Here is a 12239-nt window from a genome sequence, read left to right on the forward strand (position 1 = left end):
AGGAATAAAATCAGCACTAGCTCCGAGACTATCGCTAGCCAAGTTTAGGACATCAACTAAGTGAGAGGGCACTCGGCCTTCCACTGATTTACGCTGCTTATCTAACTGCTTCTTAATAGCTGGAGTAGATTGATGAGGAATCGCAGCAACACTATCGCAGGCATCACAAACACCCGCCAATATGTTCTTAACACTACCACTGTCATCACTAAAGGGGACGTCTCTCAACTTAAACGTGGAATTTTGTACTGACTCACAGGTATGACAAAGAACCTTTCCCACATCACCCTCTTTTAATATTTTCATAACTGGCCTCATTGATGCACACTTATAAACACAGCATTTGGTTCTATAAAAAACCACTTTATATACCATGACTGGCGCCGATACCGAGTCTTAATAAGGTGCACATTTATACTTTGATCTTTATGATGCGGACTGACCTCGTAGTCGTCTCCTCGAGTATGCTTAATGATTTCTGCTAGCTCTTCGATCGAAACATCACCTACTTCCAACAAGTTCTTAATCTCGATATTGTTTCTGGCTTCATGCAAAACATTTCCATCATATATACATTGCAGGATCCGCTTTTTAACGTCCTTGAACTTATTCATTGCCCCCTCACAGAATAATTGTACGACATTATACGTACCTATATCAATTCCTGGTATCTGTGTCTGAAAAGCTGTCAGACCTACTTCCCAGGCCTACCCGATCCTCTATTCTCGACTCTTCGACCCATACGCCTTTCAATCTCATCTACAAACTTTCCTGTGCCTGTTAGTTGACACCGCTCCACTGCGACTCCTAAATCATTCTTTGCTTCAATCAAGACCTCCAAATAGTGCTGGTCATCTTCATCACACAAAAACGCTGCCGTCTTATCATGTCCTCGCTGGACAATATGATGAGGGCAGCTTGACACTATCAGGCGCTTTCCTCTCGGCATAGCTCACCTCCTTGTTTGCTATACAGACTGAATCAAAAGACTTCACATCTATTTTCTGTATTTAAAAATTAAATGTGACACCTTTTTCTTCAAAGGATCGATAGAATAAAAAAGTTACTTGCGAGCTGGAGTTGTAGGTACAACCATTATGGGAAATTAGTTATAGCAGATGCAGGTCAACAAAGAGATAAACAAACCTATTAAGTAATTCTCAAAATTACCCATTCAAAGTGCGCAGAGCATATTCTGGGTCTTTGTCTAGCAAACGAAGCAAAGCTCTCGCGGGACCTGTTGGATAACGCCGCCCCTGTTCCCAATTTTCTAATGTACGCTTACTGACACCAATGAGTCCTGCGAAACGGGTTTGAGATAAGCCAATTTTTTCACGAATCGCCTTAACTTCAGGCTCTTCAAATTTAAAGTTACGCGATGTGCCCGCTTTACCTTCAACTATATCATCCATTTCCTGAACGCTCGCCAGCAGTTCACTAAAGTCATTATCTTTCATATCATTTACCACCTCTCTACAATGGTTTTTAATATCGCCAATTGATCTGAAGTTAAGCTTTCTTGTTTACCCTTTGGATAAACATACAGCATACGAATTTGTTCATCGCTTACCACCCAATAGTAAATAACTCGCACACCACCACTTTTACCTGCAGACTTAAGCTTCCAACGGATCTTACGCAAACCTCCAGAACCTCTAATCAGGTCACCAAGGTCAGGCCGATTAACCAGCGTTTCTTGTAGCTCTCGATATTGTTCATCAGGCATCAATTGCTTAATGAGTTTGGTAAATACGCTTGTTTCAATAATAACCATAAACACAACTATACGCCACTGACGTATTCTGACATTAAATTAAACAGATTAAAATATAAGATGCCTATAACGACTACCTCTCTCCCAAACTCTCCTGCTTATACCTCAACAAAGGCGACAAGAAATACTCAATCAACCGCCTCTTCCCCGTCTTCACTTCAGCCGTCACCGACATCCCAGGCGACAGCTTCACTTCTCTACCTTCTACCACTAATTGCTCTTTGGCCAGGGCCACACGAGCACTATAGACCAAGCCCAAATTCTCATCTTGTATCGCATCGTCAGAAATGCTCTTAATCTCTGCATCAATCAAACCGTACTTGGTGAAGTTAAAGGTATCGACTTTGACTTCAGCTTTCTGCCCTTCTTGCACAAAACCGATGTCTTTATTAAGAATCATCACGTCCACTTCCATTTTGCTTTGGTCCGGTACAATCACCAAGAGTGCTTGGGCGGGTGTGACTACGCCTCCAATAGTATGGACTGCTAATTGCTGCACTTGACCATCTATTGGTGAAACGATTGCTTGTTGCTGGTTTCTCTGTTTTGCTTTGACGAGTTCTTGCTTTAGGCCTTCTAATCTCAGTTCAAATTCTTGCTTTTGCGAGAGCGTTGCTAACTGCTGTTCTGCCAGTAATGAGTGGGTTTGTTTTTCGATGGCAAGTATTGAGCTATCCAGTTGCTTGAATCGGGCTTGTTGTACTTTCAAGTCTTGTTCTTGTTCGATTAGCTCTTGCTTGAGTTCTAGGTATGGAAGCTTTGAGCCGTAGTCTTTTCGGTGGAGTTGTTCGAGCGCATCGACTCGTTCGGCCAGTACGGGTATGACTCTTTCTTTTTTCGTTGCTTCCGCTTCGACCATTTGTTGTTCTGCTTGGAGCTTTTGTCTTTCAACTTCCAGGGATGAGAGCTTGGCGTTAAGTTCGGTTTTCTGTTGTACGAGAAGGTTTTGGTGGCTCGTCGATTTTAACGGGGCCAAAGCCTGCGAACCTACTCCCTTTAAAACTAAACTCAGCCAATGATCGAAGTGCGATAGCCTTTCAATATTCATTGATAGTTCGGCAATCTCATGCGCTAAACGATCTACATCAGCCTGTGTTTGAGTGCTGTCTAGCGTTATGAGCGGCTCACCTTGTTTGACGCTTTGCCCTTCTCTGACGTGAATCGCTTTAATCTTACCGGCTTCTAAGGGCTGAATATGTTTGATGTGTTCGCTTGGAATCACTTTACCTTGCGCAACCGCAACAATATCAATTTTACCAAAGTAAGCCCAGATACAGGCAATGGTGAATAGTATTACGATTGCCCAGATAATGGCTCTGCCTGCTGATGAGGCTGGGGTTTGTTCTACTTCAATGGCAGCCGGTAAGAACTGGTACAGTTCTTTATGCGAGACTGACTGATCTTTATGAAGGAAAGCAAACAGCCCTTTCTTTGTTTTTTCTTCAGAGACATCACCCACAGGGAGTTGAATTGAGGAGCTCATTCCACACCTCCATCTGTTTCACTTTCCATCTGATTAGCTGTGGATGTTTTCGGCTTGGAGACTATCTTCGCCTTAGGTAAATTCATCGCTAGTTTATTCGTGGGCTTAGCTGTTTTACCTTCGTCTTTTTTGACCTCGCGAATGCTAGGAATATGACTTTGATGGCTATGTAGCTTGGCATAGTAGCCATTCAGCTCGAGCAATTCATCATGGCTTCCGCTTTCAACAATTCGCCCGGTTTCAATGACGATAATTCTGTCTGCTGCACGAACGGTTGATAGACGATGAGCGATAATAAATACCGTTCTGTCTTTGCATATCGAGCGCATATTGTCTTGAATGATACGCTCAGACTCATAATCCAAGGCACTGGTCGCTTCATCAAAGATCAGAATGCGGGGGTTGGTAATGAGCGCTCTGGCAATAGCGATACGTTGCTTTTGCCCTCCTGATAATGAAGCGCCTTGCTCGCCCACCACGGTGTCGTAACCTTCTGGAAGTTGTAGAATGAATTCATGTGCACCTGCTAAGGTTGCGGCTTCGATCACTCTATCCATGCTCATGCTTGGGTCTGCCAAGGCGATATTGTCTTTGACTGAACGGTTAAATAGAACGTTTTCTTGAAGCACCACGCCTATCTGTCTGCGTAGCCATGCCGGGTCAACCTGTGCGACATCGACACCATCAACCAGCACTCTGCCTGACTCGGGCACATATAGCCTTTGCACGAGTTTGGTTAAGGTACTTTTGCCTGAACCTGAGCGACCAACAATGCCTATCACTTCTCCGGGCGAAACTTCCAAGCTTAAATCTTTGAGTATTTCAGGTCGATCTGGCTGATAGCGGAAGGTAATATGTTCTAGTGACACCTTGCCTTTCAAGTCAGGCAGCGTTGTTCTGTTTGGGTTATGACCAGGTTCTGCCGGCGTATTAAGAATATCCCCCAAGCGCTCTAATGAAATGCCTGCTTGCTGGAAGTCTTGCCAGAGTTGAACGAGCCTCAGAATCGGTGCACTGACTCGGCCTGCGAGCATATTGAATGCGATCAACTGCCCGACACTCAAGGAGCCTGCAATCACCAGTGTTGCACCCACCCAAAGGATTAATACTGTAACTGCCTTGTTAATAAAGCCCGCCGTTTGGCTGGCGATATTGCCTAAGTTCATCGCCTTGAAAGAGGACGACACATAAGCAGCTAGTTGCTCTTCCCATCGACGTTGCATTTGTGGCTCAACTGCCATGGACTTGAGTGTTTCAACACCTGAAATGGACTCGACCAAGAAAGCCTGGTTCTCTGCTCCGTGTTTGAACTTTTCGTTTAGGCGGTTTCTAAGAACTGGCGTGATTGTCGCCGATAGAATCACATAGAGGGGAATCGAACCTAACACTATCCATGTGAGGGGCGGGCTGTAGTAGTACATCACCACAAAAAAGATCACGGTAAAAAGGATATCGATAATCAGCGTTAAAGCAGAGCCAGTAATAAACTCACGAATGGTATCCAACTCTCGAACTCTGGCTACAGTATTCCCCACTTGCCGTGCATTAAAGAATGATATGGGTAGACGCAAGAGATGGTTATATAACTGCGACCCTAAGGTCACATCAACCCGATTGGTGGTATGCGAGAAGACGTAGGTTCGAAGGCCATTCAAAATCACATCGAATAAGGAAACGACGATTAAACCGAAGCACAATACATCGAGCGTAGTTAAGCCCTGATGGACGAGTACTTTGTCGATAATCACCTGAAAGAACAACGGCGTAATTAGTGCAAATAACTGAATAAAGAAGGAGGCAACCAAGACCTGCATCAAGATCTTTTTGTACTTGATAATAGCGGGGATAAACCAGGAAATATCAAATTTACCGTTCATACCTGGCAGGAGTGAACGTCGAGTAATTAGAATAATTCTGCCATTCCAATAATCTTCGAATTCACTAAGAGTGAAGACTTGTGGTTTTTCAGAACCAGGCACTTGAACAAGAACCTTTTCATCTGCGACTTTGGCAAGAATAAAGTACTCACCATTTTTACTCAGGCCTATCGCAGGTAAGGCCATCTTTTCTAACTTAGCGATGTCTGCTTTTGTTAGTGAGGCTTTAAGTTTTAGGTGTCTAGCAGCACGAACGATATCTTTATCATTCAGACAAGAGGCCGAGTTTTTAGCTTCGGATGAAGGTTCATTAGTACCAAAGTAATGACGAATCTGCTCTGGATCTGCAGCGACTTGGTGATAACGTGCTATTGATACCAGGCAAGCTAAGCCCGTATCAACGGATGAAGACTTTCCAGCCTCATTTGAAGCATGACTAGACACAACGATTTCCTTATCGGCGGCATTCAATCTCTTCACATATTAATAAAAAGACAAAACACCAAACAGTTGTACCTACAACCTTCCAACAAAAAATCTTAAAAGAAGTCTTTAACCATTCCCAGGCGTACAGCATTCGATGCTAGCCGAGGGTTACTCGCAGCCCATTCGTAGTTGATGATGTAGTCTTTATCTTTTAAGCCCGGGCACTGGGCGTTTAGGTCGACGTGGCTTTCTGGGAACATTTGAAAGATCCAGAGGCATTCGTTCTTTTGCTTATAACGAAACCAGAGTACGACATCGCCTTTACGAGAAGAGTCATTGTAAGTGCGAAACTTCAGGCGACTGGATGTCCGGAAGCTGACATCCTCAACTCTAAGGCCCTGATCATCGAAGTAAAAGCCACCGTTTTTGAGGTAAACCGGCGTTAAGGCAATAGTTATGATGACCATGGCGCCAAGCCAGGCGCTGCGGATTAGGTTCTTTTTAGTTATTTTCATTATCGATAAGACTAAACGTTGTTATTGTGCCTTTAAGCGTAGCAACGATTAGCCTATGTCGCAATATTCCGCCTACTCTTCAGCAAAACATGAGTAGGTTTCAAAGGCTTCGAAGTGATCTTTGGGGATCGAATACAATAAGCTGGCGAGGTCATCGCAGCGGTTGATCCAGTCGCTACCTACTTTTTTGGCCGCATCTCGCATAGACCATTGCAAAGCCTTCAACTTATCCAGCACAGTTTCTAGCAGTAGCGCGACAACCTCAAGCTCTTCACACTCTCTAGCATTATGCTCAACCTCCAAGCAATCGGCCGCCTCACTGAGCCAACGCCGAACCTCTGAATCCCATAAACCTGAATTACGGTAGAGTTCCTCCAGGCCTTTGATGATCAACATGGAACGCTCTGTCTGTGCAATACTTTGCACCTCTCGCATCCCTACAGCACATTGCTTTGCAAGTTCCAACCAATGCACCATAAAACGCTGCTGCACCACCAAGTAACGCGATAGTTTGGGCATAAACTCTATGGGGATAACTTGAGCAAGGCCCTGGGCATTCTTACGCAGCATCTCGACGACAGCATGACATATATCACGATCAACCGCCTCTGATTCAGCCTGAATTAAAGGAATTAACTGAGAAGGCCCATAACCTCTCGGACGCAATTTTTTTCGATAGGCTTCATCAAGCATAACAGCAAGACCAACAACCTGAGCATCGAGACTATGCTTATCTCCGATAATGCCTTGCGGCCAGCCTGAACCGTCTTTACGTTCTTTATGCTCTTTGACTGCACGCCCTACCCGCTCGGACAGATTAGGTATATTTTCAAGAAACTCGCCCCCCAAAGACAACTGCTGCACATACATTTGTCGCTTTTCGCTATCGGGAAGCTTGTCAAAAATGGCAGCAATATCAGGGTCAATATTCAAGAAGCCTGCATCATGCATTTGTGTTGCGGTGAAGACAACTTCCATATCTTCATCATTGAGTCCAAGCTCAAGCGCAATGAGTATTGCAAAACCGGTAGCACTTTGAGTTGAATTAAAACGGGGCGATAAGCGATCTGCAAAAACTGTCAGCTTTTGAGATAGCAGTGGATAAGCACTGATTAAACCACACTGTCGAACCAGTTCCTTGGTTAAATCCATGCGATCCAAGCCCTTCAAGACCTTATTCTGTGCCTTACGAATCGAGTCAAACAATTCACTAGGTGATACGGTACTCGCCAAGCTAACTTGCAGTTCTATGGGAAGTTCCAGCTGAAAGCGCGCAATCTTATTGGCAACGTCTTCAGTGAGGTAGGTTCCTTTGGGTACAACTGTTGCCCCACGGTTATTACATATGTCTTGCGTCGTTAAAACCGGGTTATATTTATTAATTTCTACCAAGTGATCAGCATAAGGGTTCCGCTCTGAATACTGGTCCATATTAATAACGCTCCATTCAAGTCGTGCCACCCGCTTGGCAGGTGTATCTACAGCCAAAAGATAAATATATATTTATCACATTTTTAAACTTTAAGCATTTGAAAAATATAATTTTTTCAAATTCTATTAGTATTATTTAGATCATTTTAGGTCAAAACAGGCCAAATTGATTAATACTCATACAACACAGCACTAAATACAGGTCTTCGTTTTGCGTAGCGAAGAGCATACAAACCTAATTTTAATTCTGGAAACGGATATATAGACTATAGAGAAATCGAAAGATTATGCCCTAAAAACAGCTAACAACTGTATATCAAGAACATAGAGCTAGAAATATTGTCTGTCAGGTAAGTCGTATTAGCTAATACCCTGCGACAACTCTCATCCATGTTGAAATAGTAAGATAGATGCTAAAACGGATATTGCCAAGGCGTACGTTTGAAATAGTTTAGAAATTTTTAGGGCAGGATAAGGGTGCACCATAGCGCACCCTTTTGGAACATTTTTACTCTGCTGGCGCTGAGTAGGCTACATCAAGTTCTCGTGCAGCTTTAACATCATCCAGACGACGAACAGGTTGCGTATAAGGCGCACCTTTTACTGTTTCTGGTGTGTCTTCCGCTTCCTTCTGAATCGCTGCCATCGCCTTAACAAAGCCTTCTAGCTCGTCAATAGACTCTGTCTCGGTTGGTTCAATCAGCAAACACTCTGGTACCAACAAGGGGAAGTAAGTGGTCGGAGCATGGTAGCCGTAATCGAGTAAACGCTTGGCAAAGTCCATCGCCGTGACACCCAGACCTTTCGCTTGTTTGTTCATCGTCACAATAAACTCATGCGTGGCTCGACGCTCAGGATAGGCCAATTCAAAACCGGCATCAGCCATCAACTTAGCCATGTAGTTTGCACTCAAGGTTGAAAACTCACCAACTCGATGCAAGCCTTCTCGGCCAAGTAGTACTGCGTAAATGTAGGCTCGAAGAATAATCCCGGCATTACCCATGAAGGTACTTAGGCGACCGATGGAATCTACATTATCTGCTTGGGTCACCCAATGATAATTCTTAACGCCGTCTGCTTGCGCCTGACAACCCGCCATTGGCGTAGGCAGGTATGGTAGTAAACGCTCACCTACAGCAACTGGGCCAGAACCTGGTCCACCGCCACCGTGAGGTGTTGCAAAGGTCTTGTGCAAGTTCATATGCAGCACGTCAAAACCCATATCGCCCGGGCGTACTTTACCCAAGATCGCGTTCAGGTTCGCACCATCGTAATAAAGCAAACCGCCCGCGTCATGAACCGTCTTGGCAATCTCTTCGATCTGTCTTTCGAACACGCCGCAGGTCGAAGGGTTAGTCATCATGATCCCGGCTGTTTGTGGGCCAACTGCTTCTTTAAGCGCTTCCAGGTCAACATCACCGCCTGACTTTACAGGGATCTCTTTTACCTTATAACCACACATTACCGCTGTAGCAGGGTTTGTCCCATGAGCTGCTTCTGGAACGATAATTTCAGTTCTTCCAAAATCTTCACGTGCTTCGTGATAGGCTTTGATCATCGCAACACCGGCGAATTCACCTTGTGCACCGGCCATAGGGCTTAGTGATACACCCGCCATACCCGTCACTTCTTTAAGTACTTCCTGAAGCTCATAGACACATGACAAGTAACCTTGGCTATGCGACTCAGGCGCTAAAGGGTGACGAGATATAAAACCCGGCAAACTCGCTGCACGCTGCGCACCTTTTGGGTTGTACTTCATCGTACAAGAGCCCAAGGGATAGAACTGAGTATCTATCGAGAAATTCTTGCGAGACAAGTTAGTAAAGTGTCTCACAGTTTGTAATTCAGATACCTCTGGCATAAGCGCCGGCTTTTGACGTAGCAATTCCTGAGGAATCGTGGTCGCCTGGCTATCGGCTTTAGGAGGTAATTGCGCCGAAGCTGTTCTGCCCTGACTACCGTTTTCAAAAATCAACATTAGGCTTCTCCTCCTGCTAGCGCCCGGCTTAACGCGTTAGCGAATAAGTCCAGGTCGGCATCATTTTTCACTTCAGTCACACACACTAGAATACAGTTCTTCAAAGCATCAAAGTGTTGCTCAAGACCATAGCCCGCTAACACGCCCTGCTCAGCCATGCTTTCAAGTACTGCATCAGCATCGTTATCGACCTGTACAACCAGTTCATGGAAGAAGGCTTCGCCATTCAGCACTGACACTCCGTCAATTGCTTCAAGCTTAGCGCGCAATTTTTGAGTATTTTGATGACAAGCCATCGCTACCTGAGAAAGGCCCTTGTAGCCCATCAAAGACATATAAATCGTTGCTGCTGTAACCGCCAAGCCTTGGTTGGTACATATATTGGAAGTCGCTTTAGAACGGCGAATATGCTGCTCGCGTGCCTGTAAGGTCAGGGTAAAACCTTCTTTACCTTCCAGATCGACAGTACGACCAATAATACGTCCTGGCATTTGGCGAACCAGCTTTTCTTTACAACAGATAAAGCCAAAATACGGGCCACCCGATGCCATAGGAATACCCAATGGCTGACCTTCACCCACGGCGATATCGGCACCCTTATCTCCCCATTCACCAGGAGGCGTTAATAGCGCTAAAGCTGTCGGATTAACGACGCCAATAACCAACATGCCATTTGCCTGGCCCCAGTTGGTTAAAGCATTCACATCTTCCAACGAGCCAAAGAAGTTTGGCTGAGGAATTATCAAAGCGGCATAGTCTTGGCCAGCAAAGCTTTCTAACGCTGCACTATCAACGGCAAGCGCTTTATCGTCCATTGGCAATACATCAATGGAAATTCCCTGGTTGCTAACAATGTCATCAACCACTTGCTGGTATAGAGGATGTACGGTACCTGCGATCAGAGCCTTTTTGCTCTTGGACTTTCTGTTGGCACGAATCGCCATCAACACGGCTTCAGCTAGGCCCGATGCTCCGTCATACAAGGAAGCATTAGACATATCCATCGCCGTAAGCTGGCACATCATGCTTTGGTATTCATAGATTAGCTGCAAAGTCCCTTGGCTTGCCTCTGCCTGGTAAGGTGTATAGGCAGTCAGGAACTCACCACGCATCGTCACATCCCACACAGCAGCAGGAATATGATGTTCGTAGGCACCGGCACCAATAAAACATAGCGCACCTTCGTCTAATTGAGCACGCTCGCTCATTAGCCGCATCATTTCCATTTCGCCTAAACCTTCAGGCACACCATTCAGTGGTTTGGCTCGTAAGTGAGCTGGAATTTCATCAAACAGGTCATCGACTTTGTCGACACCAATAACATCCAACATCTTCTGGATATCGTGTTCCGTATGAGGAATAAAAGGCATTACACACCCTCTTTGCAGCGAGTTCCCAAAGCATTCACTCAGGAACTTAAAAAATAAAAACCTTTGCCGACTTGCTTCACCGAAATTGCACGATCTAAACAAGTATCACAAAGGTCTGAAATAATTAGCTGGCAAATGCTATCAGTTACCAGCTGAAACACTAAGTTTCTTAGTGCTCTTCTGCTTCACAAATTTCTTTGTATTCGTCAGCAGACAATAAGCCTTCAAGCTCTTGAGGATCAGAGATCTTCAATTTGAAGAACCAGCCATCATCATAAGGATCGCTGTTAACCGTTTCAGGCGAATCTTCCAAGCCTTCATTGGTTTCTAGAACCGTTCCACCAACAGGAGAAAAGATATCAGATGCTGCTTTAACTGACTCGACAACACCGGCTTCTTCACCTGCTTCAATGACTGCATCAACTTCAGGTAATTCAACAAATACCACGTCGCCCAGTAGGTCCTGTGCATGATCAGTAATACCTATAGTAACGGTTTCGCCATCTTCTTCCAGACGAACCCACTCATGGCTAGATAGATACTTCAATTCTCCAGGGATAAGACTCATGTTTTGCAATCCTCAAACTAAATAACAATTAAATCAAATACTAAAATAGTGAATAAATTTATTCTGGCAAGTTCCTGCTACATTTAAGCAACAAGCACGAGCTTTTTACTCGAATACTTTTTTACCATTACGAACAAAAGGCGGGCGCACCACTCTAACGGGCACCTGCTTTCCACGCATATCGACAGCACAACTATCTCCCGTCGCAGCAGGTACTCGCGCCAAGGCAACCGAGTAGCCAAGTGTAGGTGAAAAGCTACCGCTAGTAATTTCACCTTCGCCAACACCTTCAACAATTACTTTCTGATGGCCACGTAATACACCGCGTTGCTCAAGCACCAAGCCTACCAATTTGCTCGATACGCCCTGCTCTTTCTGCGCAAGTAGCGCTGCTTTCCCAATGAAGTCCCTGTCTTCTGAGAAAGATACTGTCCAGCCCATAGCAGACTGAAGCGGCGTTACAGACTCATCCATATCGGAGCCATATAGGTTCATACCTGCCTCAAGACGCAGTGTGTCTCGGGCACCCAGGCCACATGGTTTAACACCCGCTTCAACCAAAGCTTTCCAAAAGTCAGCAACAGCATCGCTTGGCACCATGACTTCCAAACCGTCTTCACCGGTATAGCCGGTGCGACAGAACATCCAATCGCCAGCTTCCAAGCCTTGGAACACTTTTAAACTATCGATAAGCTCGGCATTATCAGGAGAAGCCTGCTTAATGTTCTGTATAGCTTCGGGGCCTTGAATGGCCACCATGGCTAACTCGGGGCGCTCAATCAATTCCACATCAAATTTTTCAGCCTGCTTGTTC

Annotated in this window: 12 protein-coding genes and 1 pseudogene; all 13 read right to left on the bottom strand. The window is 45.1% G+C overall.

The window, feature by feature from the left end:
- A pseudogene (locus A3735_RS15850) lies at nt 1-306 on the bottom strand (hypothetical protein); the annotation flags it as partial.
- Nucleotides 307-314: 8 nt separating this feature from the next.
- Nucleotides 315-614, bottom strand: a complete 300-nt coding sequence (locus tag A3735_RS15855) for a hypothetical protein (RefSeq protein WP_068508136.1) — start codon at nt 612-614, stop codon at nt 315-317.
- Between the two features lie 80 nt (nt 615-694).
- Complete coding sequence (locus A3735_RS15860; protein ID WP_068508138.1) at nt 695-949, bottom strand: hypothetical protein; 255 nt, start codon at nt 947-949, stop codon at nt 695-697.
- Nucleotides 950-1166: 217 nt separating this feature from the next.
- On the bottom strand, nt 1167-1457 hold the full coding sequence (locus A3735_RS15865; RefSeq protein WP_068508141.1) for a DNA-binding transcriptional regulator: 291 nt from the start codon (nt 1455-1457) through the stop codon (nt 1167-1169).
- Between the two features lie 5 nt (nt 1458-1462).
- Complete coding sequence (locus A3735_RS15870; RefSeq protein WP_068508142.1) at nt 1463-1774, bottom strand: hypothetical protein; 312 nt, start codon at nt 1772-1774, stop codon at nt 1463-1465.
- Between the two features lie 73 nt (nt 1775-1847).
- On the bottom strand, nt 1848-3257 hold the full coding sequence (locus A3735_RS15875; protein ID WP_082880383.1) for an HlyD family type I secretion periplasmic adaptor subunit: 1410 nt from the start codon (nt 3255-3257) through the stop codon (nt 1848-1850).
- Complete coding sequence (locus A3735_RS15880; RefSeq protein ID WP_156499714.1) at nt 3254-5578, bottom strand: type I secretion system permease/ATPase; 2325 nt, start codon at nt 5576-5578, stop codon at nt 3254-3256. The genes A3735_RS15875 and A3735_RS15880 overlap by 4 nt, the downstream gene beginning before the upstream one ends.
- A gap of 95 nt (nt 5579-5673) precedes the next feature.
- Nucleotides 5674-6027 carry a hypothetical protein gene (locus tag A3735_RS15885; RefSeq protein ID WP_068566782.1) on the bottom strand — a complete coding sequence of 118 codons (354 nt, stop codon included), beginning with the start codon at nt 6025-6027 and terminating at the stop codon, nt 5674-5676.
- A 120-nt stretch (nt 6028-6147) separates the two neighbouring features.
- Entirely contained in the window at nt 6148-7506 is a 1359-nt protein-coding gene (locus A3735_RS15890) for an HD-GYP domain-containing protein (RefSeq protein ID WP_068508144.1), read from the bottom strand.
- 508 nt (nt 7507-8014) lie between these two features.
- Complete coding sequence (gene gcvPB, locus A3735_RS15895; RefSeq protein ID WP_068508146.1) at nt 8015-9487, bottom strand: aminomethyl-transferring glycine dehydrogenase subunit GcvPB; 1473 nt, start codon at nt 9485-9487, stop codon at nt 8015-8017.
- Nucleotides 9487-10857 (bottom strand): aminomethyl-transferring glycine dehydrogenase subunit GcvPA, encoded by a 1371-nt coding sequence (gene gcvPA / locus A3735_RS15900; RefSeq protein WP_068508148.1) that lies wholly within the window; start codon nt 10855-10857, stop codon nt 9487-9489. The genes gcvPB and gcvPA overlap by 1 nt, the downstream gene beginning before the upstream one ends.
- A 169-nt stretch (nt 10858-11026) precedes the next feature.
- The gene (gene gcvH / locus A3735_RS15905; RefSeq protein WP_068508150.1) at nt 11027-11425 is read right to left on the bottom strand and encodes a glycine cleavage system protein GcvH; all 399 of its coding nucleotides are present in this window, start codon (nt 11423-11425) and stop codon (nt 11027-11029) included.
- Between the two features lie 105 nt (nt 11426-11530).
- On the bottom strand, nt 11531-12239 hold a 709-nt coding region (gene gcvT, locus A3735_RS15910), incomplete at its 5' end, for a glycine cleavage system aminomethyltransferase GcvT (protein ID WP_068638262.1).

The sequence above is a fragment of the Oleiphilus sp. HI0061 genome, assembly GCF_001635675.1.